At 48.6% G+C, this 26,143-nt stretch carries 25 protein-coding genes; 11 read left to right on the top strand and 14 right to left on the bottom strand.

What is annotated here, in order from left to right; translation table 11 throughout:
• Window positions 1-798, bottom strand: a complete 798-nt coding sequence (locus ACYU8Y_RS12975) for a polysaccharide biosynthesis/export family protein (RefSeq protein ID WP_460937792.1) — start codon at window positions 796-798, stop codon at window positions 1-3.
• A gap of 663 nt (window positions 799-1,461) precedes the next feature.
• On the opposite strand from ACYU8Y_RS12975, the gene ACYU8Y_RS12970 reads away from it, so the two are divergent.
• The gene (locus tag ACYU8Y_RS12970; protein ID WP_460937790.1) at window positions 1,462-1,953 is read left to right on the top strand and encodes a hypothetical protein; all 492 of its coding nucleotides are present in this window, start codon (window positions 1,462-1,464) and stop codon (window positions 1,951-1,953) included.
• Between the two features lie 119 nt (window positions 1,954-2,072).
• On the opposite strand, the gene ACYU8Y_RS12965 is transcribed toward ACYU8Y_RS12970, so the two are convergent.
• Complete coding sequence (locus ACYU8Y_RS12965) at window positions 2,073-2,741, bottom strand: TetR/AcrR family transcriptional regulator (RefSeq protein ID WP_460937788.1); 669 nt, start codon at window positions 2,739-2,741, stop codon at window positions 2,073-2,075.
• Window positions 2,742-3,138: 397 nt separating this feature from the next.
• Between ACYU8Y_RS12965 and tsaB the strand changes: the two genes are divergently transcribed.
• A complete protein-coding gene (gene tsaB / locus ACYU8Y_RS12960; protein ID WP_460937785.1) occupies window positions 3,139-3,846 on the top strand; it encodes a tRNA (adenosine(37)-N6)-threonylcarbamoyltransferase complex dimerization subunit type 1 TsaB in 708 nt (235 codons plus the stop codon).
• Between the two features lie 96 nt (window positions 3,847-3,942).
• Window positions 3,943-4,734: a type III pantothenate kinase gene (locus ACYU8Y_RS12955; RefSeq protein WP_460937783.1), complete on the top strand. Its 792-nt coding sequence runs from the start codon at window positions 3,943-3,945 to the stop codon at window positions 4,732-4,734.
• Between the two features lie 15 nt (window positions 4,735-4,749).
• Here the strand turns inward: ACYU8Y_RS12955 and ACYU8Y_RS12950 are convergent, their stop codons facing one another.
• Window positions 4,750-4,938 carry a type II toxin-antitoxin system antitoxin gene (locus ACYU8Y_RS12950; protein ID WP_460937781.1) on the bottom strand — a complete coding sequence of 63 codons (189 nt, stop codon included), beginning with the start codon at window positions 4,936-4,938 and terminating at the stop codon, window positions 4,750-4,752.
• 104 nt (window positions 4,939-5,042) lie between these two features.
• Entirely contained in the window at window positions 5,043-5,894 is an 852-nt protein-coding gene (locus tag ACYU8Y_RS12945) for an SPFH domain-containing protein (protein ID WP_460937779.1), read from the bottom strand.
• A gap of 263 nt (window positions 5,895-6,157) precedes the next feature.
• On the opposite strand from ACYU8Y_RS12945, the gene lysS reads away from it, so the two are divergent.
• Window positions 6,158-7,933, top strand: coding sequence for a lysine--tRNA ligase (gene lysS, locus ACYU8Y_RS12940; protein WP_460937777.1), 1,776 nt, complete (start codon window positions 6,158-6,160; stop codon window positions 7,931-7,933).
• Window positions 7,934-8,147: 214 nt separating this feature from the next.
• Here lysS and ACYU8Y_RS12935 read toward each other — a convergent pair whose 3' ends face one another.
• Together ACYU8Y_RS12935 and ACYU8Y_RS12930 are read right to left on the bottom strand one after the other, a co-directional pair.
• Window positions 8,148-10,121, bottom strand: coding sequence for a CotH kinase family protein (locus ACYU8Y_RS12935; RefSeq protein ID WP_460937775.1), 1,974 nt, complete (start codon window positions 10,119-10,121; stop codon window positions 8,148-8,150).
• Window positions 10,122-10,597: 476 nt separating this feature from the next.
• A complete protein-coding gene (locus tag ACYU8Y_RS12930; protein WP_046576608.1) occupies window positions 10,598-10,804 on the bottom strand; it encodes a cold-shock protein in 207 nt (68 codons plus the stop codon).
• Window positions 10,805-11,142: 338 nt separating this feature from the next.
• On the opposite strand from ACYU8Y_RS12930, the gene ACYU8Y_RS12925 reads away from it, so the two are divergent.
• Window positions 11,143-11,364 carry a PspC domain-containing protein gene (locus ACYU8Y_RS12925; protein WP_097127207.1) on the top strand — a complete coding sequence of 74 codons (222 nt, stop codon included), beginning with the start codon at window positions 11,143-11,145 and terminating at the stop codon, window positions 11,362-11,364.
• Window positions 11,365-11,403: 39 nt separating this feature from the next.
• Here the strand turns inward: ACYU8Y_RS12925 and ACYU8Y_RS12920 are convergent, their stop codons facing one another.
• From ACYU8Y_RS12920 to ACYU8Y_RS12910, 3 genes are all read right to left on the bottom strand, one after another.
• Window positions 11,404-12,438 carry a glycosyltransferase family 2 protein gene (locus ACYU8Y_RS12920; RefSeq protein ID WP_460937772.1) on the bottom strand — a complete coding sequence of 345 codons (1,035 nt, stop codon included), beginning with the start codon at window positions 12,436-12,438 and terminating at the stop codon, window positions 11,404-11,406.
• Window positions 12,439-12,526: 88 nt separating this feature from the next.
• Window positions 12,527-12,865 carry a YbaB/EbfC family nucleoid-associated protein gene (locus ACYU8Y_RS12915; RefSeq protein ID WP_460937770.1) on the bottom strand — a complete coding sequence of 113 codons (339 nt, stop codon included), beginning with the start codon at window positions 12,863-12,865 and terminating at the stop codon, window positions 12,527-12,529.
• A gap of 78 nt (window positions 12,866-12,943) precedes the next feature.
• A complete protein-coding gene (locus ACYU8Y_RS12910) occupies window positions 12,944-14,266 on the bottom strand; it encodes a T9SS type B sorting domain-containing protein (protein WP_460937767.1) in 1,323 nt (440 codons plus the stop codon).
• An 865-nt stretch (window positions 14,267-15,131) separates the two neighbouring features.
• Between ACYU8Y_RS12910 and ACYU8Y_RS12905 the strand changes: the two genes are divergently transcribed.
• Together ACYU8Y_RS12905 and trxA are read left to right on the top strand one after the other, a co-directional pair.
• Window positions 15,132-16,424: a bifunctional 3,4-dihydroxy-2-butanone-4-phosphate synthase/GTP cyclohydrolase II gene (locus tag ACYU8Y_RS12905; RefSeq protein ID WP_460937765.1), complete on the top strand. Its 1,293-nt coding sequence runs from the start codon at window positions 15,132-15,134 to the stop codon at window positions 16,422-16,424.
• Window positions 16,425-16,484: 60 nt separating this feature from the next.
• The gene (gene trxA / locus ACYU8Y_RS12900) at window positions 16,485-16,790 is read left to right on the top strand and encodes a thioredoxin (RefSeq protein ID WP_460937763.1); all 306 of its coding nucleotides are present in this window, start codon (window positions 16,485-16,487) and stop codon (window positions 16,788-16,790) included.
• A 206-nt stretch (window positions 16,791-16,996) separates the two neighbouring features.
• On the opposite strand, the gene ACYU8Y_RS12895 is transcribed toward trxA, so the two are convergent.
• Window positions 16,997-17,479, bottom strand: coding sequence for a hypothetical protein (locus tag ACYU8Y_RS12895; protein WP_460937761.1), 483 nt, complete (start codon window positions 17,477-17,479; stop codon window positions 16,997-16,999).
• Between the two features lie 349 nt (window positions 17,480-17,828).
• On the opposite strand from ACYU8Y_RS12895, the gene ACYU8Y_RS12890 reads away from it, so the two are divergent.
• Window positions 17,829-18,377 carry an outer membrane beta-barrel protein gene (locus ACYU8Y_RS12890; protein ID WP_460937759.1) on the top strand — a complete coding sequence of 183 codons (549 nt, stop codon included), beginning with the start codon at window positions 17,829-17,831 and terminating at the stop codon, window positions 18,375-18,377.
• An 86-nt stretch (window positions 18,378-18,463) separates the two neighbouring features.
• Here the strand turns inward: ACYU8Y_RS12890 and ACYU8Y_RS12885 are convergent, their stop codons facing one another.
• The 3 genes from ACYU8Y_RS12885 to ACYU8Y_RS12875 form a co-directional block, all read right to left on the bottom strand.
• Entirely contained in the window at window positions 18,464-19,750 is a 1,287-nt protein-coding gene (locus ACYU8Y_RS12885) for an AGE family epimerase/isomerase (RefSeq protein ID WP_460937757.1), read from the bottom strand.
• A gap of 2 nt (window positions 19,751-19,752) precedes the next feature.
• The gene (locus ACYU8Y_RS12880) at window positions 19,753-20,757 is read right to left on the bottom strand and encodes a bifunctional heptose 7-phosphate kinase/heptose 1-phosphate adenyltransferase (protein ID WP_460937755.1); all 1,005 of its coding nucleotides are present in this window, start codon (window positions 20,755-20,757) and stop codon (window positions 19,753-19,755) included.
• Between the two features lie 127 nt (window positions 20,758-20,884).
• Complete coding sequence (locus tag ACYU8Y_RS12875) at window positions 20,885-21,502, bottom strand: class I SAM-dependent methyltransferase (protein ID WP_460937753.1); 618 nt, start codon at window positions 21,500-21,502, stop codon at window positions 20,885-20,887.
• A gap of 202 nt (window positions 21,503-21,704) precedes the next feature.
• Here ACYU8Y_RS12875 and ACYU8Y_RS12870 point away from each other — a divergent pair, with 202 nt between their 5' ends.
• The 3 genes from ACYU8Y_RS12870 to ACYU8Y_RS12860 all read left to right on the top strand — a co-directional run bounded on the left by ACYU8Y_RS12870 (window position 21,705) and on the right by ACYU8Y_RS12860 (window position 25,510).
• Window positions 21,705-23,054 (top strand): D-arabinono-1,4-lactone oxidase, encoded by a 1,350-nt coding sequence (locus ACYU8Y_RS12870; protein ID WP_460937751.1) that lies wholly within the window; start codon window positions 21,705-21,707, stop codon window positions 23,052-23,054.
• 528 nt (window positions 23,055-23,582) lie between these two features.
• Window positions 23,583-24,266: a hypothetical protein gene (locus ACYU8Y_RS12865; RefSeq protein ID WP_460937749.1), complete on the top strand. Its 684-nt coding sequence runs from the start codon at window positions 23,583-23,585 to the stop codon at window positions 24,264-24,266.
• Window positions 24,267-24,460: 194 nt separating this feature from the next.
• Window positions 24,461-25,510, top strand: a complete 1,050-nt coding sequence (locus ACYU8Y_RS12860) for a methyltransferase (RefSeq protein ID WP_460937747.1) — start codon at window positions 24,461-24,463, stop codon at window positions 25,508-25,510.
• Window positions 25,511-25,520: 10 nt separating this feature from the next.
• Here the strand turns inward: ACYU8Y_RS12860 and ACYU8Y_RS12855 are convergent, their stop codons facing one another.
• Window positions 25,521-26,126, bottom strand: a complete 606-nt coding sequence (locus ACYU8Y_RS12855) for a DUF1684 domain-containing protein (RefSeq protein WP_460937745.1) — start codon at window positions 26,124-26,126, stop codon at window positions 25,521-25,523.
• Window positions 26,127-26,143 lie beyond the last annotated feature (17 nt).

Raw genomic sequence — 26,143 nt, 5'->3', positions numbered from 1 at the left:
TTAAAATCGACTAAATATGATAGCTAGAAAAGAAAGCGCACTGAGAGCAATAGGTAATAATTGATAGGTTCGGTCAGCAGTAGCTACGCGGGCCCGGCCGGGCTCAACGTAAATGACATCGTTCGGACGCAGGTAATAATACGGTGAACGAAAGAGGTCGCGGTTCGTAAGATCAAGGCGAGTGAAGGTCCGCTGACCATTCACTTCCCGAATCAGCAATACGTTGTCCCGTCGGCCGTAGATGGTGATGTCACCCGCCAGACTGAGGGCTTCCAGCATCGTGATCTTTTCATTCGGAACTGTGAAGAGCGATGGCCGGGCCACTTCGCCCATGACCGAAACCCGGAAGTTCTGGTTTCTGATGTTAACGGTCGGCTCCTTGAGGTACGTTTTAAGTTCTTCACGAATCCGGTCGGTTGCCTGAGCCGTGTTCAAACCGCCCACTTTTACTTTTCCTATTAGTGGCAATTCCAGTGTGCCATCCGGATTAACCAGATATCCGGTCACTTCGGGAAGCGATGTCATGATTGGCGTCATCATTCGATCGATCGGCATGGTTGCCGATGGTGGATTGAAGAACGCCGTAGCCTCTGGGCTTAAACTACTTACGCGGACGGTCAGAATATCGCCTGGCTGAATTGTTGGCATGAACCGATCCGTTAATTTGATTGAATCGGCAGCGGTTGGCTGACCCTGGAAGTAGACTAGCTGTTTCGACGATATACATCCCGACAAAAACGAAATCAAACTTAACCCAATCAGTATAGGTAACTTTTTTACATACGTGAATGAAAGCATAGATGGCAAGCGTAAAGTAAGTAACGTGGAGTAAAGCGATAGTAAATGATTGAACAGACAGGTTTTCTATTTTTAAAAATTGATTACTCTGAGCTAACGTTTAAATTATTGGAGCCTCTGACTTACTATTATCACAGCCTTTGGCCGTCGTTTCTAGCCCTATTACATTGTTATCACTTTTCAAATATATCTTATCTATTCTGTAGTAGCAAGCGAATATTGTATATATTATATTAACACTTTAAATAAAACATAAACTAATAAGATATTACTTCTGGGCTATGCTCTACCGGGCTACGTGTATAAGGTTTACTATCAGTCAGTTACAATCCAACGCGATACGGATCTGATAACTACTTACCTTTTTATAAGTAGTATATCTATTTTTAAGAATAGCCCTGAAAATAAAGTGGTGTAAGAGAGCCTGTTTTTTGTATTTTATACTATTCTGTGAAATTATAAAATATAATAAATATCCTATAAACGAGCTTGTGGGGCGGTTTTAAAAAATTGCATATTTGCAAAATCCAGGAACCATACACTATGAATTTACAATCTTCAGTAGATATATTACAAAATAGAAACTGGGAGTTAGTACACCAAAGCAAGACATGTTGCATCTACAAGTGTAAAGGCCAATACCTGCTATTGCCCGTCAAAAGTGTGGGGAAGGTACCCTCGGGTACGCTGGATGCTATATTTAGATCACCCTCTATACTAAAAGAGGATATAGTCTACTCCAATAGCAAGCTCCCGCTCATTCGGGTGATTCTGGAGAAGCAAAGTAGTCAAATCTGGGGGCGGATTGACTGGCAGGGTATAATGGCAATCGCTTCGGGGAATAGCGACGATGCTGTGACTAAAAAACTGAATGCTCAACTAAATGAGTTCGCGACGTACACCCGTACGGAATACACGAACCAACCCTTATTTCCAACGGAGTTTGTTTTCGATTATCAATATGATCTGACCCGTGTCAGAGAGCTTCTTCAACAATTCAGAATTACCAGCCTGGCTGATCAAACGACTATTTCGCCTGAATTACTTAGTCAGTTCATGACCAATAAGCAATATCCCTCTCTCCAACAGGCGCGTCAGATAGAATCATCGATCCACGAATTAGGCAGGGAATTACTCAATTTCGCTCTTTTATAAATAAAGCTGTTTATTGTGTGCCCAAAATGGCCTGGACCACCAGGCGTTATGTACAAAAAAAGCTTTCATCTTAATTGAAAGCTTTTTTTGTACATAGCCATCGAGCATTGGCAGAGGTTTTACCATTGACTTGCAGGTTGAGCTTTTGCCTGAGCACTGAGTTTCACAGTTTGCGAATCGACGGCCATTTTATTCAAGGCTAAATAAATCACCTTAACCGCTCCTTCAATACGTTGCCATCCCTGTTCGCTTCGCAGGTCGATACCAACCATCGTGTGATTGTTCTGTGCCTGAATAGTCAAATAAGACAAAGCGCCCAGCATTACTGCCGATACGGCCTGAATATCCGGTCCCTCGATAAACGAAAGCTGGTTGACCAACCGCATTAGTTCATCGTCCTGTGCTTTGCTGATTACATCGGCAGTTGGATCGTTTTCAACAACATTCGCTTTCAACACTTCACGAGCCGCCTTCGATGTCCGCATGTAACGAAACATCTGAATCGCCTGCCGATACCACACTTTCGCCAGATCATCCTGATGAATCGGACGAATTTGATCCAGCATTGCTGGTGTAAACTGCGGAAACATCCGCCCCATACGCACGTAGTATTCCATTAATCCGTCCAGACCACCAAAATACCGGTAGATCAGCACTTTGCTAATACCCGCTTTTTCAGCGATCTGATTGATTCTGGCACCTTCAAGGCCCTGCTCAGCTAATACATCTTCAAGGGCATTTACGATGCGCTGTGTGGTTTCTGCGCGGTTTCTTCTAATTTTTTCCATCTATAATCGGAGGCAACATTAGATACTTACTGCTAATGTAGAATTTATAGTTAACAAAAAGTCACCTTAAATCAACTATTTATTTTAAGTACATAGCTATAATTAACACGAAACTGATGAATTTAAAGGAATTTATTTAGTATTTATACTTATTTTTTTTTGCATTTCTACTCGATTTTAGCCGGCCTATTGACCATGAGTTTATTTACTCATGCCTGTACCTATATACCTATCTGTTTGATCGACGGGCAATACCAGGGCAGAAGAGTATCACTAAAAAATAAGCCTTCTTAGCGTACAATGGCCCTTTCTCCGTTTAATTTCATTAAGTAGTAACAACCGTTTTGTTAATTCTTCGGACGGGGCTTACTTTGAAATTCGTTTCGTTTTCAGGCTTATGGCGCTTATTCTTTCCCTCGATACATCTACTACCGTTTGTTCAGTTGCCCTGCATCGTCAGAACGACTCCTCGGTCACGGCATTGCTCGGCTGTTATGAACTATTTATCGAACGGACCTCTTCAGCTATGCTGACGACCCTGATCAACGACATCGTTAATCAGGCGGGTTTTACCTTACCGGAGCTGGACGCTATTGCCGTAGCCAAGGGACCAGGCTCTTATACGGGCTTACGTATTGGTGTCTCAACGGCAAAGGGGCTTTGCTTTGCCCTGGATAAACCGTTGCTGGCGATCAATACCCTGACGGCCATGACTGAACAGGTTCGGCCATACTTTTCTGACAACCAGCTGCTCTGCCCCATGATCGACGCCCGGCGAATGGAAGTTTACTGCGCGCTTTACAAGACCAACGGGCAGGAGATCCAGCCAACAGCCGCCACAATCATCGACGATCAATCGTTTGCCGACTCGCTGGCTCAGGGGCCCGTCGTTTTCTTTGGTGATGGCGCCGAAAAATGTCGATCCTTGTTGGGTGTTCAGCCAAACGCCATCTTCCCGGCCATCACTGTCCTGCCTTCGGCCCGCACCATTGGTAAACTCGCCCTGGAAGCTTTTCATCAGGGACAGTTTGATGATGTTGCCACATTCGAGCCGTTTTACCTGAAAGATTTCATGGCGATGAAACCCAAAAAGCCGATGTTTTGACCGGTCAGCGGCTTTAGAAATTGAATGACGGTATCAATAAAGTGTGATTCTGCCGTTTTTCCCCTTATTTCGCCCCGGTAACTACTTCCATCGCTCGTGCAGATTATCGTTGATATTGGCAATACCGATGCCGTCTTCGGATTATATACCTCAACTACCTGGCAGCATATCTGGCGCACACCCGTCGGAAAGCCGAACCTCCAGCGCAATGAGCCCGCTCAATCCTACGAACGTCGGCTGCGGCTGTGGCTGCTCGAAGCGGGTATTCCCCTTAGTGCCATACGATCAACGGTTTTGAGCAGCGTAGTGCCCGATCTGACGCCGACGATACGCGCCATGCTGGCCGAGCTGTTCGGATATGATCCCGTTGTTGTCGGGCCGGGCGTTTATCCACTTTTGCCAATTGAGGTCCTGCGTCCGCATGAGATCGGTACTGATCTGGTTGCCAATGCCCTGGCTGCGTACACGCGCTACCGGCGAACCTGCGTTGTCGTTGATTTTGGAACGGCCTTAACGTTTACAACCGTATCGGGCACAGGTAAACTGCTGGGCGTGGCCATCGCTCCCGGTTTGAAAACGGCCATTCGGTCACTGTTTGCCAATACCGCACAGCTACCCGAAGTACCGATCGAAGTGCCTTCGTCGGCGCTCGGTACCAGTACGACCCACGCCATTCAGGCCGGCGTTGTGTTGGGTTACGAAGGGCTGGTACGTTCGCTGGTTGGCCGGATTCAGGCCGAACTCAACGGCGACTGTATTGCGGTGGCCACGGGTGGTTTATCGGGCCGGATTCCCTCACTGCAGGACGTCTTTACAGATATTGTTCCATCGCTGACGTTGGATGGTATACGACTGATTGGCGAACTGGTAACCACATCGCAACCGTAAACCCATAGCAAGGCATTAGTCCTCAGCTGACGATACCTCGTCAGCCGGGTCAGATATTGTTTTTTTTCGCTTGCGCAAGGCGTCGTTCAGGAGATACTCGATCTGGCCATTTACGCTCCGAAACTCTTCCTGTGCCCAGCGTTCCAGTTCCTTCAACGTTTCGGGTTGAATGCGCAGGACAAATGCTTTTTTCTCAGCAGCCATTTTTTTGAGGAGCGAGGAAGCGGGGCGGGAGAAGCAAGGAGCCATCCGGCGGCATAGCCTGCGCCAGCAACTCTTCGTTTCGCACGCCCCGCTTCGGGTACTGTCTAATTATACAACGTTCCCGCATTGACAACCGGGCTGACCGATTTCTCACCGCACAGGACGACCAGCAAATTACTCACCATAGCGGCTTTACGCTCTTCATCCAGTGCAATAACACCATTTTTTTCCAGACGCTCCAGGGCCATTTCTACCATACCTACAGCGCCCTCAACAATTAGCCGGCGAGCGGCAATCATAGCCGACGCCTGTTGCCGCTGTAGCATGGCCCCCGCAATTTCGGAAGAATATGCCAGGTGACTGACGCGGGCTTCGATAATATCGACACCCGCCCGTTCCAGACGCTCGTTGAGTTCCTTTTCAAGAAATTCATTGATCTGACCCGTACTGTCGCGCAGGGTTACCGACGAGGTTTCGTCTTCCATGTGGTCATACGCATACGAGTTGGCTAACTTCCGCACGGCCGCTTCGGACTGGATCTGGACGAAATTAACGTAATTATCGACCTCGAATAAGGCTTTAGCCGCATCGCTCACCTGCCAGACGACAACCGCTGCAATCTCAACCGGATTGCCCATTTTATCATTTACCTTCAGTGTCTGCCCATTCAGGTTACGAGCGCGTAAACTAATCTTCGTTTTGCTGTAAAGTGGGTTCACCCACCTCAATCCCGTTTCTTTAATGGTGCCAACATAGTCGCCGAAGAACGTAGCATTCATCCCTTCTTTTGGATAAATGACAACGATGCCCTTCAGCAAATAAAAACCGGCCAATCCCAGCAATATGGCCAACAAAGGCGCATTATAGGCAGCGGCCAGGGCAGCGACACCAAAACAGGCCAGGGCACCTATCACAAAAATGTAACCCGAAACAGACGTAAGCTTTTTCTCCTGCATGACCGTAAACGTTAATTCAAGTGAATAATATCATTTTGATATCACAATGATAGATACTATTATCATTTCTTTCGAAGAAATTGTGAGAACGGTTGAGCAAGTCCACCAGCGGCTCTGCTAATCAAGGAACTATAAGCCGAGTAACTAAATGCACGTATTAACGCGCCGGTTGATCTGCATCCATATAAAGGCCAATCCTTTTCACTATTTTTGCCCCCTCTAAATACGGGTTAGCTTAGTGGTTAACCGACTCATTGACGATCATGCTGCTGAGTGAACAGGAAATAAATCGCCGACAAAAGCGCGAAGAATTGATGCGGATGGGCATTGACCCCTACCCCGCCGAGTTAGTGGACGTAAACACAACCATTGCCGACATTCGGGCGGCTTTCCAAACCGATGGCCCCGGCACAGAGGTTGCTCCTGAACAGGACTTTTCCGGCGATGAACGCTGGGGAAATGTACAGCTGGCGGGCCGGTTGATGGTCTTTCGGATAAGTGGCAGCGCGTCGTTCGCTGAACTACAGGATTCGACTGGTCGAATGCAGTTTTACTTCCGCCGGGACGACCTTTGCCCCGGCGAAGACAAAACGCTCTACAATACCGTCTTCAAAAAGTTACTGGATATTGGCGACATCATCGGCATAAAAGGCCATGTGTTCACGACGAAGACCGGCGAGCTATCGGTTTACGTTCGGGAGTTCAAAATCCTGAACAAGTCACTGCGCCCGTTGCCCGTGGTGAAAGAAGTTATCAATGAGCAGGGAGAAAAGGAAACTTATGACGCCTTTACCGATCCTGAACAACGCTACCGCCAGCGGTATGTCGACCTGATCGTGAACCCGCAGGTGCGCGACATTTTCATAAAACGTACCAAACTGGTCAATTCGATCCGGCAGTTTCTGAGCGAAAAAGGCTATCTGGAAGTGGAAACGCCCATTTTGCAGCCTATTCACGGCGGGGCTACTGCGCGGCCATTCCGTACGCACCATAACTCGCTCGACATGACGCTGTATATGCGGATTGCCAACGAGCTCTACCTGAAACGCCTGATCGTGGGCGGGTACGACGGTGTCTTTGAGTTTGCCAAAGATTTTCGGAACGAAGGCATGGACCGCACGCACAACCCGGAATTTACCCAGGTTGAATTCTACGTTGCCTACAAGGATTACCTCTGGATGATGGACACCATTGAGGAAATGGTGGAAAAAGTAGCCCTCGATGTGGCGGGAACCACGAAAGTGACGGTGGGCGAAAACGTTATTGACTTCAAACGGCCCTGGAAACGGCTGACTATGTTTGAAGCCATTCAGGAATATACGGGCGTGGATGTATCGGCGATGGAAGAAGCGGAACTCCGGCAGGTAGCCGAAGGCCGGGGCATTAAAGTAGACAGCACCATGGGCAAGTCGAAGCTGATCGACGAGCTATTCGGTGATGCCTGCGAGCCTAACCTGATTCAGCCGACGTTTATTACGGATTATCCCGTTGAGATGTCGCCCTTGACCAAAAAGCACCGGAGCAAAGCAGGCCTTGTCGAACGGTTTGAAGCCATTTGCAACGGCAAAGAGATTGCCAATGCGTACTCTGAGCTAAATGATCCCATCGACCAGCGCGAGCGGTTTGAAGAGCAGTTGCGACTGGCCGAACGGGGCGATGAAGAAGCCATGGCTTTGGACGAGGACTTCCTGCGGGCGCTTGAATACGGTATGCCGCCAACGGCGGGTGTGGGCCTGGGCATCGACCGACTGGCCATGATCATGACCAATCAGGCGTCTATTCAGGATGTGCTGTTTTTCCCACAGATGCGCCCTGAGAAAAAACAGGAGCAATCCGATGAAACTGATTTCGTTTCGGCAGGCGTTCCGGCCGAGTGGGTTCCGGCCGTGCAGAAACTTGGGTTTATGACGGTAGAGCAGCTTCAGGCAGCTAACCCGAACAAATTGTTCAATGACTTGGGGGGCGTCCGTAAAAAGCTGAAGTTAGACGCGAAAATGCCTACGCTCGCTGACGTTAAAGGCTGGCTGGGTCAAGAATAGACGCTTACGAAAGACTCATCGCTGTAGAGCAGACCCTGGGCTTAACATGAACAGAAGCGTCAAACGACTGAGATTGAGCCGATGAGTTACCAATACAGCCAGGCAGACTTGTTTTTGATTGAATCAAGAATAAGCCTGCCTGGCTGTATGTATTTAGCCCCTTCAGGAAGAATTTGGTCTCGATAAGGCATAAACTGTATTGGTAGGTTTGTTATTACCGATTCACAATTACTCTGTGAGAACTTACCAATCCGTTTTTGTGGGTAATCCGCACCAGATATATACCCACCGGAAAGCGTGCCATATCGATTACATTACCTGTTGAACTATCGGACTCATACACAGGTATCCCTGGCAGCGAATACACATTAATTCTATCGACATCTCCGCGAACCATCAGCGTTGTAGAAACTGGATTAGGATATAAACTAAGAACAGAGTTTGCAAAGGACCGTTCAGGATTGATAGATAGAACCGAACTGTATAAAATACTATCACTTTTGGCCATGACTTTCAGCCGATAATACAGCCCACTTGCTGCTATTTCCGTATCCGTAAATGAATAATTACATGTAGCAGAATCGCTGGCCAACAGGCTATTCGGCGTGATTTTGCGCCAGGCTACCTGATCAGTACTGACTTCAACATCAAAGGAGTGGATAGCCGAGCAATTGGCACTCCACGTTAAAACCACTCCAGAATCCGGAACCGAGGCACCGAAACTATATATGATCGGCTGGTCACCTGCAAAATTCCTGAAGTAGGAATCCAGCCAGGTTGCGCGCGCCTGAATCCAGTTTTTAGCGTAATCAAGCTCATCCTGGCCATACGAAAGGTAATCGCCGGACCACACCCTGTTTTCCCGTTCATAGACTCCATTACCCGATAAAAAAGAATAATTCGCTGTCATTTGGGCGCATAAACTATCCGTTGAAAGGAGATTTGCCCTCAATGAGAACCATCTTGCCGCAAGTTGTTTCTTGAACGTACTCGTACTATTAATCAGACGATTGAATAAATTGTTAGAGAGTACATCATTGGTAATGTCTCTCCGGTCGCCAGTCCAATAATAACCCCATGTTCCATCTAAATCCCAGGGTGTAATAAAATAGGGATCTGTTTCATTATAGCGGGCCAGAAACAGGTTTTTCCCCTGGTTATCCTCTGCCCGTAGCAGGTTCAGAAAAATGAAATAATCGACAAAATTATCTTCACGTATTTTAGTCGAAATTTGCTGGCTAAAAGAACTATCCGATGCATTTACGGCGAAGTTTGTGAAGTTATAAATATGCTGCCAATCCGTCTGATCAGCATCGGGATAGGTCAACTCCCACCCACCCCACAGTTCGGTTTCTTCAATAGGCAAAGCAGGTACGCCAGTAAACATATTTGCGTCGCCCCATGAATCCCCTTTGTATAGTTCTCCTCCCGTACCTGCCGTAGTTTGTTTTTTTAATTTTAACTCTTTACGATCCATATCTTCGGCAAAGAGATAAACCCCCTGGTAGGTATTATTCAAAAAAACGTCAACGTATCGCGTACGTATGGAGGCCTGAGCATCAGGCTCTTTATCAGCATAATAGAGTTTATGCAGTCTTCTCCACAAGTCGTGAGATACTTTATTATTGAGCCGTAGCTTCTCGTTATACATAGCTAATAGTAGCCATCTTTTATCACTACGCAAGCCAAATATGGATTCGTCTTTCGTTGTCTTTCCAGTACTGTCAGTCCATAGTTGAACACGGTATGGCTTTTTAGGTAATGTACTCGAATAAGCCCCCCGAATCTTAATTCCTATGTCTGATTTGTAAGATGTCCCTAGCGTATCCGTTATATCAATCAGGCCACCTGTTTCATTACTGGTTATGGCTTCTTTCACGCTTAAATTTATGAGTGGTAAGCGCGTAAAATAAAGTTTATACGTTGTATCATTACGCGTTACGTCATACGCTACACCCAACTTAATTGCATTAATAGGGGTTGAGAAAACGTATTTTTTCCCTAAATCAATTGAGGTAGTGCTTGCTGTTATGTTATCAGGCATTGCATTGCATACAATAAGCTGTAGTTGTTTGTCTACCTGATAATGACCATCATTAATTTTCAGCTGGGCGTTTACGATCCCTATCTTAAAAAAGAGGAGAAGAGTCAATACAGTTAGTTTCGATATAGGATAACGTGTTTCCATCAGGGAGAAGGTTTGGACTTTGCAAGGTGGTTCACCTTTCACATACCCTTAGATGGCCAACTACCCTATACGTCACGCTTTTTACGACTAATGTTTATTTCATCGTAGCATTGCAACACCTAATCTTGCGGCCATCAGGCAGGCATGTACGCTGTTACTGGTTAACTACGACGCTCGGAATGCTACCGTTGCATTATTTTTTACAGTTCATCATTTTTTAATCCAGGAAGCGTACCGGCAATTTTTACTTGGGTGACGGTTCCGCTCCTGGAGATGCTTCCGATAAAGCAAACCGAAGTTAATTGGCAGCAAAAGCGTCAAGTCCGTGACAGATGGCTCAGGAAAGAGAAACGCCTGAGGAGGTCATCTTCTCCATACAATTTTCAGGTCGACTCTCTGGAACAGAACTGGCATTAAAAAACCCTCGCCTGATAGCAGACGAGGGTTATATGTTTCTGTAAAGACGTGCTATAGACTTAATAATCTGAATCTATCTTTTTCACCTTTACGGCGTTTAGTCCTTTTTTGCCGTCAACCACTTCAAACTGTACCCGATCTTTTTCGCGGATGGTAACCCCATTGAGGCCGGTGATATGGACGAAGATGTCCCGGTTGGTATCGTCTTCAACAATGAATCCGTAACCCTTACTTTCGTTAAAGAATTTTACTACACCTGTTTGCATAAAACTTAAACAATTTAACAATTAAAAACTTAAAGGGTCAGTTACTAACAAAATCGCCGACCAAACATCAGGCCATCTAAATAGTTTAGATACATTGCTAAAAATCAACGAGATTTGTTGTCGCAAAAACGAAAATAGCTCGCGTGAACCATCAACGTCGTTACACTACAAAGAAAAGAAAAATGTTGCGACTTCAAGTAGATTCCACCCTTTTTTTAGCTATTTTCACTGCGTTTGTATTGACATTCTGTGTAAACGGCAAACATTCTATAAATGCTTTCCGTTAGATTCTCTTAACAACAGTAGACAGCTTTATACAGACTTTGCAAACTAAAGGCATGAACAAGATCAGATATTTCGTTGAAAGTCAGGCGTTTGGTGTCTGTTCGCGCTTGGGCGAGAAGATGAATATTTCAGCCAGCAGTATTCGATTGTATTTTATTTATACCTCATTTCTTACCCTGGGCTCCCCCGTTATTTTATATCTGATCATGGCCTTCTGGATGGAAATGAACAAGCACCTGCGTCGACACGCACACCCAACTATCTGGGAACTGTAGGTTTGTGATGTAGTATGTATGGCGTTCACGTTAGCTACATCATACATTGCGTTCTATCTCCTCAAACGTTTTCTTGCCTTTAGCGAAATATTGCCAGACAATACTATGCGGATAGAGGCCAACCTCCGTCGTCTGCTGGCTTTTCAGGAGTTTCCGCTGGCGATGAAGTTTCGGCAGCTGGCCATAAAAAGCAAAATGAGCGCGTATAATGGCCCAGATGTCACGCCATTGCCCAACTTTCAGAAATAAAAGAGACGATAACCCATCCAGTACCAATCGGAGCATGATTTTAGGCCACAACCAGCCATCGGCAGGCCAGTTTTTATACAGCATGAAGAGGCTGTTACGGTAATTGAGGTAGGTTTTGTGCGGATTCGATTTGTGAAGCGTTCCCCCGCCAACGTGGTACACCATCGACTGACCGCAGGCCCACACCTGGTGGCCCAGCCGCTGGATGCGCCAGCACCAGTCAATCTCTTCCATGTGGGCAAAAAAGGACGCATCGAAACCGCCCGTCTGATGAAACACGGCAGCCCGCATAAACAGGCAAGCTCCCGTAGCCCAGAAAACCTGTCGATTGTCGTTGTACTGCCCGGTATCGGTTTCAAACGTGGCGAAGACACGCCCCCGGCAAAACACGTAGCCAAGCCAATCGACAAACCCACCCGCAGCCCCCGCATGTTCGAATAAGCTACGCTGGTCGTAGGACCGGATTTTGGGCTGGCAGGCGGCAATCTGTGGATTGGCCTCCAGCAAGGCCAGCATAGGCGACAGCCAGCCGGGTGTTACCTCAATATCAGAGTTAGGAAGGACGTAGTAGGTAGCGCCCCCGTAGTGAGCCCGAATGTGTTCGAGAGCCAGATTGTAGCCGCCGGCATAGCCTTCGTTTCGGGGAAGTTCAATAACGCGGACAGCGGGAAAATGGGTACGCAGAAAGGAAACGGATGAATCTACCGAAGCACTGTCGGCCACATAAACCGGGTGACCATCGGCATTGGCAAGAACCGTAGGCAGAAATTTAGCTAAAAACGGTTGCCCGTTGTAATTGAGTATGACGATGGCAAGGGTATCCACGAAGCAAGCGGGTAGTTTGTTGTTTGTAGTTTATTGGCTGTTCAACCCAGCTCGTCTGACTACAAACAACAAACTTACAAACACTTTCCTACATTAAACCATCCAGATTCAGTCCGGGGATGTTTGGCAGTAAGCCTTCGGTAGCCTGCTTCAGGTGTTCGCGTGCTTTGGTTTCTACGTTGCTCATCGCTTTGTTGGTAGCGGCAACGATAAGATCCTGCAGCATCTCGCGGTCAGCGGCTGTGTTCGACTTGATCAGGTCAGGGTCGATGTCAATCTTCAGAACATTTTTCAGTCCGTTTACCGTCACTTTTACCAGACCCGCCCCCGACTCGCCCGTCTCAGTAACAGCACTTAGATTTTCCTGGGCGTCTTTCATTCGGGACTGAACTTCCTTCATCTTCCCGAACATATCCATCATATTCATGCGCTTATTGGGTTAAGTATACCGTTATGAAGTTGTGGCCGCTGGTAGCAACCACTTACCTTATAACGTATTCCTGTTTTATCGGATCAATAACAACGCACCAGTGCGAACAGTTTTCAGTCCCGTCAGGTCTACCATTTCGATACGGTACATGTATTGCCCAGGTTCGGCATTCTGTCCATTGATTTTGCCATCCCAACCCTGGCTTTTGTTTGTTGTGCTGTACACAACCTCGCCCCAGCGGGTGTAGATGTTCATCGTGAATTTATCGACGTAAATACCCTTGGGCAGAAACTCCTCATTCATGCCATCACCATTGGGCGTGAAGGCATCCGGAATGAGAATACGGGCTTCCCGACGAAACGTGTAATAGTTGGAATAGCTAATGGTTCCCCCATCGGAGACGGCAATAACCCGGTATCTCTGTGATTGTAAATTCGGGTCGTCGGGGTTGGGCTCGTAGTGGGTATTGCTACCGAGCGGAATTTCCTGTCTTGTCCCATTCAGCGAATCGATGACCTCCAGCGTATAACTGGCAACGGCCTCGGGTGTAAAGGGCGAATCGGTATTCCAGTCGATTCCCGTGTTCGATTTTGCGGCCAGAAATACTGTACAAACGGGCGTCGATGGTTTCGATTGCAGGCCACAACCGTTCTGATAGGTCACCTGATAACAATAAGAGCCCGCCGATGGGTCAGCGCTTTCATCCGTATAGGTACTCTTGCGGTCAAGAGTAGCAACGGGCTGGAAAGTGCCCGACGAACCCGATGCCCGGCTTACGATCATGGTATAGCTGTCAGTAGGCCCAATTTCAGTTGGTGGCGTGGTAATCAGTCGCGGATGACCATCCTCAATGGAGACAAGAACAGTGTTGATATCGCCCGGCACATCGCCGTTGGTGCCATTGACGCAAACGGGAGCCGATGTAACAACTGTTTGCCCAACGCCCGCGATTGTGGCTTCTACCGAGTAACAGTACTGGGTTCCGCACTCAATAGCAGCCGCATCGGAATAGCTGCCGGTACTCGGATTCGTTATGGTTCCCCCAAGAGGAGCATTGTTTCGAGTGATGCGGTAATAGCGTAGCTGCGAGTTTCCGGATAGTGTTCCGGCATAGGCTTGCCAGGTCAGGTTATTCTGTTTATTGGCTGTCTTCACATCAAGCACCAGACTACAGACTTCATCTGATTTCAGCGAAGCTGTGCTATTACAGGCATCCTGGGCTACCAGTTGAAAACACTGTACTTGCTTAGCATCCGTTTGAACGGTAAATGTGCCAACGTCAGAACCCTTCTGATTTATTGAACTATATGTTCCATTTATCTTCTGGTATAGCTCTACTGTTGCGCCGGTGCTAGTCTGATACTTAATGTCAATCGTCTTGTCGCCAGTCGTGGTCAAAGCTGTGATTACAGGTTGGGTAGCGGTTCCTAATAACGAGACTGGTTGCGAAGATTGTGGCCCATTGCAGAGAGAAGTATAAACCCCTTCTACGGTTATAGTTGGAGAAGCTGTTGATCCTATATTGTAAGTGTGTGGTGGATTATCCAGCATTTCAGCCCGGCTTTTTGGATCAGGATATCCGTCGCCCCACCGAATGATGTAGCTATCGTATTGACCTAAGGTTGAGGGGTCTACTTTTACAGTCGCTCGGCGGCCCAGGCACGCTTGAACAGTGAATTTTATGGGGTCAAGAGGAAGAACTTCTATCTCTTCACAGTGAATCATGGCAGTTGCATTTAAACTACCAGCTTGTAAAATTTTGTATCTACCAGCTTTACTGAATGTGTATGTTGTTCTAGAACTTCCTGCACTTGCCAGACTGGAATCTTTTGTATAGCTAAAAATATATTTAACTCCGATAGCCGTTGTCTTCGTATTGGTTACAGTTACAGGAGAATTAATGCAAACCCGCTTTGCTACAGTAAAACCGCCCTCGACGGTACTCGATGGCCTCTGAGCAGGATCGCAAAAGTCTTGGGCAAAAACTGATTCAATGGGGGAGATACATGTAATGATGGCTATCAACAAACCAGCTAATGTGCTGGACTTCACTCTTACTCCAATCAGCCACAGTCGTAAAATTCGCACGAAGAGTAGATTTTTATCGTTCGTATATATAAGTCGGTTCTATACCTGAAAACGGCTTCAGCCGACATTTTCGCATCCCGCGAAACGTATCTTTCTTAAAATCAGTTTTCCATTCAAAATCGAAGGAATCACTGCACCCCAAAGATACTTGCATAGGCACGCATCAACCAATAAGATGAGCAATAATAGTACCAACTCTGACACCACCGCCCAGAATCCGGTAAATCCCATCGACCCAAATCCTATTCGGCTGGATCGTATCGAAGAGGCCATTGCCGATATTAAGGCGGGCAAGATTATCCTGGTGGTCGATGATGAAGACCGGGAAAATGAAGGTGACATGATCTGCGCGGCCGAGATGATAACCCCCGAAATGGTTAACTTCATGGTGCGTGAGGCCCGCGGCCTGATGTGCGCCCCACTCACTCAGGAACGCTGCGATGAACTGGGGTTAGATATGATGGTAACCAGCAATACGTCTGTGCATACAACGCCGTTTACGGTATCGGTCGATCTGCTGGGAAATGGCTGTACAACCGGCATTTCGGCTTCCGATCGCTCCAAGACTATTCAGGCGCTGGTAGACCCCAACACAACACCCGATGACTTGGGCCGACCGGGCCATATTTTCCCCTTACGCGCCGTAGAAGGTGGCGTCATCCGTCGGGCGGGACATACCGAAGCCGCTGTCGATTTGGCCCGACTGGCCGGGTTGTCGCCCGTGGGCGTGCTGATTGAAGTGCTGAACGAAGACGGCACAATGGCCCGCCTGCCGCAGCTACGCGTACTGGCCGACCGCTTCGGGATGAAACTTGTCAGCATTCAGGATTTGATCGAATACCGGCTCCGCACCGAAACGTTGATTCGTCGTGAAATTGGCGTTGACATGCCGACCGAATGGGGTCATTTCGATCTAATCGCCTACAAACAAAGTAATACCGGCGATACCCACCTGGCGTTGATAAAAGGCAGTTGGGAACCTAATGAACCAGTGCTGGTGCGTGTGCATTCGTCCTGCGTTACGGGCGACATTTTCGGCTCGTGCCGCTGCGATTGCGGTCCGCAACTGCATGCCTCCATGAAAATGGTTGAAGCGGAGGGGAAAGGCATCATTGTGTATATGTTTCAGGAAGGTCGCGGTATTGGCCTGCTTAATAAGCTGAAAGCCTATAAGCTCCAGGAAATGGGGCGCGACACCGTTGAGGCAAACCTCGATTTAGGTTTGCCGATGGACTCCCGCGATTACGGCGTAGGCGCACAAATTCTGCGTGACCTTGGCGTTCGTAAGCTCCGGCTCATTTCAAACAACCCCAAAAAACGGGCGGGTTTGATGGGCTATGGACTGGAAATTGTGGATACGGTACCCATCGAAATTAAGTCGAATCCGCACAATGAACGCTACCTGCGAACAAAACGCGATAAAATGGGTCATACCATTATGAATGAACCCGTTAACGAAGAGCAATAAGTTGGTGAGTGGTTTGCTGTTTACAGTGGAAATTCCATAAACCGAATAACGTTTACAATCATGAACAAGGAATCGTTCAACGATATCATCAACGGCGACAAACCAGTGCTGGTTGACTTTTACGCCGATTGGTGCGGCCCCTGCAAGCAGCAGGCGCCCATTTTAAAGCAACTGACCGAACGCGCCGGCGACAAAGTACGCGTTGTTAAAATTGACGTCGATAAAGCCCAGGCAGCTGCCCAGCAGTATCAGATCCGGAGCATTCCGACTATGATTATGTTCAAGGACGGCAAGATCGTCTGGCGCCAGTCGGGCGTTCAGCCACTAACTACGCTGGAAGGCCTGGTTAGGCAGTTTGGCAGCTAATCATTTGATGTAATTCTCTGAGGTCGTGAGGTTAAGATAAATAGATTGTTATTTCCACGGACCGTGGAAATGGTGATTTTTTGTCATGCTGACGAAGGAAGCATCTTCGGTAGGTTGCTTTAAGATGCTTCCTTCGTCAGCATGACAAAAACCATAATAAAGTACTCCACGGTAAATTAGCCTGAGTACTTACAATCACCATCCTATCACTTTGCATTTTGCGCCAGCCCAAAGCTTTTCAGGTTGGTGAGCGCCGTGACGTTAATAATTTTCCACTGGCCATTAATTTTTTCGACTGTCCGCGACTCTTTCGATGTCGTTTTGCCGTGGCTGTCTACAAGCGTCTGATCGTAGGCAACAAATGCCATATTCCCATTCTGGTGAATGGTGTAGTTCGAATTCTGCACGGTCACCTTATCCGATACTTTTGAGCTTTTGAACTGGCTGGCGAACTGCTTTTCTAACTTATCCCAGCCCTTCACCAGCATAAAATCGCCCCCATACAAGTTGGCCGCAAAATGAATGTAGGGCGTATGAGCCCAGGCATTCGACCACTCTGCTTTATCGCGCTTAAAAAACCCTTCCGTCTCACTACGTAACACACGTTTAATGGCATCGTCGTCGGCCTGGGCCAACGCACACACAACGGAACCCAGCAACAGGGCAATTACCCAAAGGAGCGTTTTCATGACCAATAAGTGTTTAGTTACCAGTCAAGCTATAGAAATAAATTAAATTATACAATTATTATTTTGAACTTTTCTCATATAGCTAACAAAGTTCGAATCGGATGACCTTACTAATTCCTCAACTGCCGACTTAAGTACTCTGGCATGTATCCAAACGAATAGAGCCAGGCAAAAACACTCAACCAGCAGGCTATGGCTAAACGCATTAATCCGTTTTTACGGAAAAAGAGAAACACGCGATCTGGCGAAAAAAGAAACTCGGTGACTTATTCACCTTTTCTCGTCTATGAACCTACCAAATCGGGCAGGCACTTTACCTGATCGAACGTTTCACTAAACAAGTTGATTAATGAAAAAACTGATTTTCAGCCTGTTGTTATCAGTAGCTGGCTTAGCCAGTGCTCAGGCACAGAGTAACACATTGCTGGTATACGGAACCGTCAACTATTCTACGGTTAAGGCAGGTGATAGTAAAAGCAACAATTTCGATTTTTCACCGGGCGTGGGGTATCAATGGAATGACAACTGGACGGGTGGCCTAAACCTTAGCATAGGTAGTGCAAAAACGGACGCCAATAAAGCAACTTCGTTTTCGGTTGGCCCCTTCGTACGGTATACGCAGCCATTAGCGGGCGTTTTTGCCATTTATGGTCAGCTCAACACCAATTATTTGTCTGGCAAAGTCGGCAACATCAACTACAATGGTTTTGGAGCTACCTTATTTCCAGCTATTGGCGTGAATTTGAAGAATAATTTCGCCCTCAACTTCACCTTCGGCTCGTTAAATTTCTCGTCTCAGAAATTCGACGGCATTTCACCAAAATCCAACAGCTTCAGTGTTGCCTTTGGGAGCGGTGCCGGATTCGGCATTTCGAAGAACTTCGGCCTGAGTAAGTAATTTACCACGAACCATTTTCACACAGTTATCTTGATCTATTCCGCGAGATCTGTAAGGCCACAGCTCGCGGAATAGATCAAGGCACATTATAGCCTCTCCATCAACCTGTCCAGCCGCTGAATTGACTGGACCATCGACCGAACGGTATGGTAGTTTATTTTCCAGGAATGGCTCATGTGGGTCCAGATTGGCACTCCCTGGCGCGTCATTAACGGCCACCACTCCCCGACCGCGTGGTTTACGAGTTTATCCAGCACAAATCGGTGCACATTCTCATAGGCTTTCCAGTACTTTTCGTCTCCGAAAATTCGGTAGGCATCCAAAAATCCGATGAGCGCTTCGGCCTGCTGCCAAAATTCCTTTTCCCGGTCGTACACGACTCCGCTGTGCGACCCTTCGACAAAAACACCCCCAAACTCCCAGTCTACGCCATAATCAGCCGCATGCGATAAGGCTTTGTTTAATTTATTAAAGTACGTTTCGTAGGGAAGGTCGAGTACGTCGAGCGCGTGAATCAATAACCAGGCAAACTCCGCATTATGTCCGTAACTGGTATTGTCTTCGGCTTCCCGCTTGACGCCATCTTCCGTGAAGCGATCCCAACCCCAGATAATGTCGAATTTGATTTGGGGCGCTACCCGCCAGTCGGCCCAGAACTGCGGCACGCCCGTACCGTAAACGGGATGCATAATTTTCCCAACCAGCAGGCTGATAATTTCCAGAAGCTTACGGCGATGAATGGGCTGGCGCGTGCATTCATACAAACTGGTAAAGGCCTCCATCAGGTGCATGTGTGCGTCGAGCGTTTTCCGGTTTCCCCCGGCGGCCCCTGGCCCCTGGAGTGTCCAGGCCCGGTCGAACATTTCGAAATAGCCGCCATAACAGGTGTCCGACGCATATTTCTGCAACAGATCAAACACCTTTTCGGCATACTCGACTCCGCGCGGATCACCCGTTGCCAGTGTGTATTCGCTTAGGCAGTAGATAGCAAAGCTCTGCCCATACACGATTTTGTGATCATTCAGCACCTCGCCCTTTCGGTTTGTCATCCAGTAAAACCCACCGTGCACATCGTCCCACATGCGCGTCAGGAGGTAGTCAACGCCATGCCGGGCCAGATCGGCGAGCGTGCCCTGGTCCGATGTGCCCCCGGTATAGCCCGCCCGGTGTGCCGACGAATAGGTGTAAATGGAGCGGGTTTGGGCAATCAGTGATTTTTCGTCCTCACCCGAATCACGACCATGCTGGTCGAAGTGCGTAATAAAACCTCCGTTTACGTAATCGGCGGTTCGAGCTGTCCAAAAAGGTAATAACTCCGTCGTGAGGTGGGTATGCAGTTCCTGACGGCACCGCAATAAGGTCTCGTTAGTCATAGTTAATAATGCATGGCGTATAACGCCAGAATTTCGGATAGACTGGCCGTTCCCGTCTGGTTCAGTTTCTGAACGGTTACGGCAGCTGCCAGGTTAGCGATTTGTACAGCTTGTGTGGGTGTGGCTCCGGCTCCCAGGCAAGCAGCCCAGGTGGCAACCACGGTGTCGCCTGCGCCAACGGTATCGAGCTCGCCATCAAGCGACAAACCCTCCGCCATTTGTGTATCGTGCTGGTTCAGATAAAGCAACCCCGCCGGACCACGTGTCAGTAGCAGTGGACCACCCGCCCCCTCCCGAAAGGCGTTTCCGTGTCGAATGCACCAATCCAGATCAGGCAGTTCAGGCGCATCGACCTGCAAAAAAGCAGCCAGCTCGGTTGTGTTCACTTTCAGCGTGGCTCCCCGAACCTGGTCTCCCAGGTCACGCATATCAGCCAGAAACCGAACGGTTGGAAAACGGGCGATCAGTTCATTGAGCACGGCCACCCGGCTTTGGGTCAGGAGTGGACTGGCAAACTGCTGGTTGATCATAACGACATCCAGATCGGCCAGAGACTTTTCCAGCCCAGCGATCAGTTTAGCAAACAGGTCATCAGCGAGTTGGTTGGCGACCCCGAAATCGATCCGGTTTGCTTCCTGCCCATTCAAATTTGGCTTGGTATACAGGCAGGTGTCCCACCCGGCAGGAACGGTATACAGGTGTTGCGTATCGACGCCGATGGCGTTAAACAGATAGTGCATTTCGCGGCCGAACAGGTCATTTCCGACACAACCAATCACCCGACAATTCGACACGCCCAGTGCCATCAAATTCTGCACAACATTACCTGCCGCCCCGAGTGACGCCCTGGGGCGGCTTCCCCAAAATACATCCCGCCGGGTTTCCAGCGAGCGCTCACCGGTTTGGGTTTGCAGGGTAAAATAAAGATCGAGGGCAAAGTCGCCGATAACACCCACCTGTATGGTTGAAAATCGTTGAAAAAGCGCCGTTAATTCGGAAGCAGTCATTCGTAAAAACCTGGATTTAGCTTGCCGCTATAAAACCAACTCATGCGCCTTGACTACTCACTGCGGCAAGATTTGTCCAGTCTAAACCGCCATGATAGCAAATTTCTAACTCAACAGAAACCTATTGCTACTGCTTGATGAAATCATACGAAATCAGGCTCTTGCCATTGGGCATCCGGTACGTTTGTCGACCCTCGAAACGCAAAGCCGGTGCCGTATGCTGTAGCAATGTCTCTTCGGCTATCTCATGGGCAATGGCAGCTACCGGCTGCAACGTGGTGACACCCGTGTTGCTCACCCAACCGCTGTCGTTACTCCGCTGCAGCACGACATTTAACAGACCTCCCCGTCGGAGCGTTTGACAGATACTGGCAAACGCACGGTCCAGATCGACGTATTCCAGAAACAGGTGGCAGATAACCAGGTCGACCGACTCGGGTGGAATAGCCACGTCATCCTGATTGATATCGGCCTGCACCAGAACCAGTTGATTCAATATGGGTTCGTATCGCTCGTAGCAAACGGCCAGGTACGTGGAATTGATATCGACGGCATATACCGTTCGGGCTTCCACAAAATGAACGAATCCGTTGCCGGTACAGGCTCCATAAACGGCCACCGTTTGCGGGTAGCGCTGCTCGACCTTCTCTTCTGTAATCTCACTCATCAACGCCAGTTGCCCAACTGTCTCGTGGTTCATATGGCGTTCATAATCAGCGTAAGGAACCTGGCTCCAGGGATTCATAGGTCTTCTTTGGTAAAGGATATGTATGCCGTCAACAACCCGGCTGTCGCTGCGGCTATTTTTTCTGCTTTTACTGAATTGGCCACCAATTTGTTAAATTATCCACTTAGTTTAGCATTAAACCCCTGAGACCTTGCCCACAAGCCCTACAGGTCAGAACGCTGGTAGCGCAGCTTACGGTAAAAGCCCTATTCCTATAACCATGAAAAAAAGAACCTTTCTTAAACTATCGTCTACTCTTTTGGCAACGCCCGTATTATCTCCACTCGTTGAGTTGGTAGCCAACGAAAAATTAAAAAACTGGGCCGGTAATTACGAATACAGTACCAACCGGCTTTATCCGGCCAACTCAATTGGTCAGGTTCAGGAACTTGTCAAAAAATACCCGAAGGTGAAGGTGTTGGGTACGCGCCACTGTTTCAACGGGATTGCAGATAGTAAAGACAACCTGCTTTCGCTCAAGGCGATGGACGACGTGGTTGCTCTGGATGCAAAGGCCCACACGGTGACGGTTGATGCCAGTATGAAATACGGCCAGCTGGCCCCTTATCTGGACGGCAAAGGATTTGCCCTGCATAATCTGGCGTCGTTGCCTCATATTTCGATTGCCGGTGCCTGTGCGACGGCAACGCATGGATCCGGGGTAAAAAACGGGAACCTGGCCACGGCGGTATCCGGTCTCGAAATCATTACCGCAAAGGGTGAGATCCGAACATTGTCCCGCGCTAAAGATGGTGACGATTTCCGGGCGGCCGTGGTTCACCTGGGTGCGCTGGGCGTTGTGACAAAAGTTACCCTCGACATCCAACCTACGTTTTTGATGCGCCAGTATGTCTACGAGAATCTGCCGATGACGCAATTGAAGGATCATTTTGAGACCGTCGCGTCGGCGGGCTACAGCGTAAGCTTATTCACCGACTGGCAGAAAAGTCGTATCAATGAAGTCTGGATCAAAGAGCGCATCGAGAAGGGCGCCAAACCCAAAGCCGCCCCCCCGACGTACTTTGGGGCTACGCTGGCCCGGAAAAACCTGCATCCCATTGCGGAGCTTTCGGCGGTAAACTGCACGGAGCAACTGGGCGTCCCCGGCCCCTGGTACGAACGCATGCCTCACTTCCGCATGGGTTTCACGCCCAGCAGCGGCAAAGAATTACAGTCAGAGTATTTCGTTCCCCGAAAAAATGCCGTCGAAGCCATTCTGGCTGTTGAGCGGCTATGCGACCAGATAAGCCCGCACCTGATGATTTCGGAATTACGTACGATTGACGCCGATACGCTCTGGATGAGTCCCTGCTATAAGCAACCCAGCCTGGCGATTCACTTTACCTGGAAGCAGGATTGGGCGGCCGTCAGGAAGGTCTTGCCCCTGATCGAAAAAGAACTGGCCCCGTTTACCCCCCGACCGCACTGGGGCAAGCTATTTACTATGGCACCCGCGCAACTCCAGTCTCGCTACGAAAAGCTAGCAGCATTTAAACAGATCGTGCAGGAATATGACCCGGCGGGCAAGTTTCGAAATGCTTTTCTACAGACGAATCTGTATGGAGTTTAGCCGCAGACCAGACCTTCCCGAAGACGCACAGCTAACGGTAAGAACGCCTTGTCTACGAAGTTGACACAAATTTATTGACCATCGTATCGATGCGCCTTCATCGATCAGCTAATGCCACCTCTCGTCAAGGTGGCATTTTCTTTTATTGACCAACTACACGCACATTAAGTCGATACCGCATACCTATAGGCTGCGCTGATAGGCAAATCATACCCTAAAAGACAGCTATTACTTTTGCACTATTCCAATTTCAGAGAAAACGGCCTCGTAAATTATAGGCCGCAAAATAAATATGCTTTTCAGCCTCCGTCTACTCTGAAACTTGAAAAATACAACTCTCTTTTCTACTTCTCCTGTCGGTTCTATTTCATCCAGATATAATGAAAATTTAGAAATAGGACAATTTTTTAGCAGAAAACAAGGCATTTACGAATCAATTATATTGACACAAGAACTAAAACCTCTTTGTAGAAACAGAGGAGAGCCTCTCGACTAATTTTTATTTATACAACCTAAACATTGATTAGTATGAAAACGGTATACACGTTCACATTCGCGGTATTTTTTGTATTTTTCTCATCAACAGTTACCCTTGCCTCGTACCCTAAAGTTATCTGGCACGCAGGCCATATCGAACTTTGGGATAGAACCGACCTGGAAGGTGATTTATCATATAACTGGGCTGCCGAGATGGTATCAATCCGGCAGGAAGACGGCCGCATTCGTACGTTCTCAGCCAATCAGGTCGCTCGGTTCAGCTGGTTCGATTATTCACAGCACAAACTGAGAAGTTTCATCTCACTCACAAAACCGGTTGATAAGGGCCTTACCAATCAGGCATTTTATGAGGTCTGCATGGATGGTTCATTAACCGTCGTTCGGCGGCTACGCCAGTCGCATGGATTGTTGAAACGCCTGCTCAGCCACCCGGCCCACGCCACCGATCAGCCTATCCTGTCGCAAAACATGGATCTCTTCGACTACTCCGTTTATGATGCGGGTCGGCTGTTGGCCTTAAATCGGTTTTATATTGACATTTATGAACCACTCATGACGACGTATAAAAAGGAGTTGAGCCATTACGTTCAAATCCACAATATCAATGACCGGACATTACCGGGGCGCCTGGTGATGATCGATCGCTACAACTGGTTTGCCCAGCACGATTCAAAAGCCGCTTCGGCTAAGGGAATGGCGGATGCACCGAATTGATTTTTGATATAGATGTTCACCGTGGTTCGTGTCCTTACCACATTCGCGTCAGTAAAAAACCATCCGGTTAACTGGTCCGTGAGGACACGGACCAAGGACTAGAGAAACGGTCTACAAAAACACTATTTAAGAAACCACTAGTATCTTTGGCGTTCCCCGAACTGGCGAATTCGACCAGTAAACGTAGAACGAAAATGCTCAACACTCCTCAACTCGATCTGGCACCCATTACCCGACATTTGCGCGCCATGTATGGCTCACGTCTGTTAGTTGCCGCGGTTCATCATCTGCACGTATTTGACCAGTTAAGCGATGGACCGCTTCCACTGCCCGAAGTCAGCCAGCGGCTAGGCCTGAGTGAACGCCCGGCCATGGTTCTCTTTCCAGCCCTGTGCGCTATGGAACTCCTGGCTTACGACCAAGCAGGTCAGCTATCTATCACGGAATTAGGCCGTTACCTGACGCAGGCGCAAACGCCCAACCTGACTGGTTACACGGGTTTGGAAAAAGACGATGCTGGTGTTGTTGAAATGGCCGCCCGGCTCCTGAACGACGGCCCAATGGACGCACCGGAGGGCATTTCGTTCGTGAAAGAAGGCGAAGGCCCTTCCCCCATGGATGACCCTGAACTGGCCCGCAAATTCACGCTGGGGCTGGCCGGACGGGCGAGGCATCTGTCGCCTATTGTGGCGGCAAATCTCACAAAGCGCGATGGGCATCTGCTCGATGTCGCTGGAGGAACAGGCTTTTACACCTACGAATGGTTACTGGCCAATCCCAATTCAACCGCGACCCTGTTTGACCGGCCCGCCGTGCTGACGGTAGCCGCGGAGATACTGGCGGAACTCAGTCGCAGTGGTCGTCCGGGCGCCAATGATCTATCGGAACGGGTACGCTTTCTGCCAGGTGATATGTTGACTGATGAACTTCCGGAGACGGATATTTTATTAGCCGCCAGCCTCTTCCACGACTGGCCTACGCCAACCTGTCAATCGCTGGCTCATCGTTTTGCCTCAGCCCTGCGCGCGGGTGGAGAACTGTGGGTGCATGATGCTTTTCTGAACGATACACTCGATGGTCCCCTACCCGTAACCGACTACTCAGCCCAACTTTTCTGGGGGACCAAAGGCCGCTGCTATAGCCGGGCCGAATACAGAGGCTGGCTCACCGACGCGGGCCTGACCCCAACCTTGGAAAACATTCCCACGCAAATGGACTACGGACTGATCTGGGCGAAGAAATGACAACTGGCTCTTAATGATCCTTGCCAAACGTTTTTTCACCGGCTTCAACAGGCACGGTCAGCAGGTTATTTTTGGGTGGGATTGGACAAGGATAGCCTTCTTTGAAAGCGCAGTAAGGATTGTAGGCTTTGTTAAAATCCAGCGTCACCTGCCCGTTCTGGATAGCACCCGTGCGTAAATCAAGATACCGGCCGCCCCCGTACGTTTCTTTTCCCGACGTGGCATCCTTGAAGGGTAGAAACAAATAATCGCGGTATTCCGGTATCCGAATCACATTCAGGTTTCGGTAAAGCGTCAGTTGCTGCGGCTTCCCGTGGAGCACAAACGACAGCAACGCATAGGCCACATGTGGTCTTGTTTGGCCATTGTAGGTTGGCATCTCGAAGGGTTCTGCATTCGGAATCCGTTCGACCGTAGCCGTTATGCGATAGGTGGAGTCGGCTGCGTAAAACTGGACGTAAGCCAGATCAGCCTCGTCGGTCAATGGGCCACCAGCAGACGCCATGAGGTCTTTTTTGTAGGTTTCCCGGTGTTTGGCGAGTTGCTCAGCGAAGGGAGTTTGTCCCATAGCCCTTCCGGCGAGCAGACAAACCAGCAGAATCGATAAAAGACGCATACAAAATTCAGTCAGAA

Source organism: Spirosoma humi (genome assembly GCF_054776575.1).
This window is presented reverse-complemented; position numbering and strand designations above follow the sequence as displayed.

Excerpts from the sequence above, each read along its gene's own strand:
- ACYU8Y_RS12975 (WP_460937792.1), bottom strand. The coding sequence starts at position 798 with ATGCTTTCATTCACGTATGTAAAAAAGTTACCTATACTGATTGGGTTA.
- ACYU8Y_RS12965 (WP_460937788.1), bottom strand. The coding sequence starts at position 2,741 with ATGGAAAAAATTAGAAGAAACCGCGCAGAAACCACACAGCGCATCGTA.
- tsaB (WP_460937785.1), top strand. The coding sequence starts at position 3,139 with ATGGCGCTTATTCTTTCCCTCGATACATCTACTACCGTTTGTTCAGTT.
- ACYU8Y_RS12950 (WP_460937781.1), bottom strand. The coding sequence starts at position 4,938 with ATGGCTGCTGAGAAAAAAGCATTTGTCCTGCGCATTCAACCCGAAACG.
- ACYU8Y_RS12945 (WP_460937779.1), bottom strand. The coding sequence starts at position 5,894 with ATGCAGGAGAAAAAGCTTACGTCTGTTTCGGGTTACATTTTTGTGATA.
- lysS (WP_460937777.1), top strand. The coding sequence starts at position 6,158 with ATGCTGCTGAGTGAACAGGAAATAAATCGCCGACAAAAGCGCGAAGAA.
- ACYU8Y_RS12935 (WP_460937775.1), bottom strand. The coding sequence starts at position 10,121 with ATGGAAACACGTTATCCTATATCGAAACTAACTGTATTGACTCTTCTC.
- ACYU8Y_RS12930 (WP_046576608.1), bottom strand. The coding sequence starts at position 10,804 with ATGCAAACAGGTGTAGTAAAATTCTTTAACGAAAGTAAGGGTTACGGA.
- ACYU8Y_RS12925 (WP_097127207.1), top strand. The coding sequence starts at position 11,143 with ATGAACAAGATCAGATATTTCGTTGAAAGTCAGGCGTTTGGTGTCTGT.
- ACYU8Y_RS12915 (WP_460937770.1), bottom strand. The coding sequence starts at position 12,865 with ATGAATATGATGGATATGTTCGGGAAGATGAAGGAAGTTCAGTCCCGA.
- ACYU8Y_RS12905 (WP_460937765.1), top strand. The coding sequence starts at position 15,132 with ATGAGCAATAATAGTACCAACTCTGACACCACCGCCCAGAATCCGGTA.
- trxA (WP_460937763.1), top strand. The coding sequence starts at position 16,485 with ATGAACAAGGAATCGTTCAACGATATCATCAACGGCGACAAACCAGTG.
- ACYU8Y_RS12895 (WP_460937761.1), bottom strand. The coding sequence starts at position 17,479 with ATGAAAACGCTCCTTTGGGTAATTGCCCTGTTGCTGGGTTCCGTTGTG.
- ACYU8Y_RS12890 (WP_460937759.1), top strand. The coding sequence starts at position 17,829 with ATGAAAAAACTGATTTTCAGCCTGTTGTTATCAGTAGCTGGCTTAGCC.
- ACYU8Y_RS12885 (WP_460937757.1), bottom strand. The coding sequence starts at position 19,750 with ATGACTAACGAGACCTTATTGCGGTGCCGTCAGGAACTGCATACCCAC.
- ACYU8Y_RS12880 (WP_460937755.1), bottom strand. The coding sequence starts at position 20,757 with ATGACTGCTTCCGAATTAACGGCGCTTTTTCAACGATTTTCAACCATA.
- ACYU8Y_RS12875 (WP_460937753.1), bottom strand. The coding sequence starts at position 21,502 with ATGAATCCCTGGAGCCAGGTTCCTTACGCTGATTATGAACGCCATATG.
- ACYU8Y_RS12870 (WP_460937751.1), top strand. The coding sequence starts at position 21,705 with ATGAAAAAAAGAACCTTTCTTAAACTATCGTCTACTCTTTTGGCAACG.
- ACYU8Y_RS12865 (WP_460937749.1), top strand. The coding sequence starts at position 23,583 with ATGAAAACGGTATACACGTTCACATTCGCGGTATTTTTTGTATTTTTC.
- ACYU8Y_RS12860 (WP_460937747.1), top strand. The coding sequence starts at position 24,461 with ATGCTCAACACTCCTCAACTCGATCTGGCACCCATTACCCGACATTTG.
- ACYU8Y_RS12855 (WP_460937745.1), bottom strand. The coding sequence starts at position 26,126 with ATGCGTCTTTTATCGATTCTGCTGGTTTGTCTGCTCGCCGGAAGGGCT.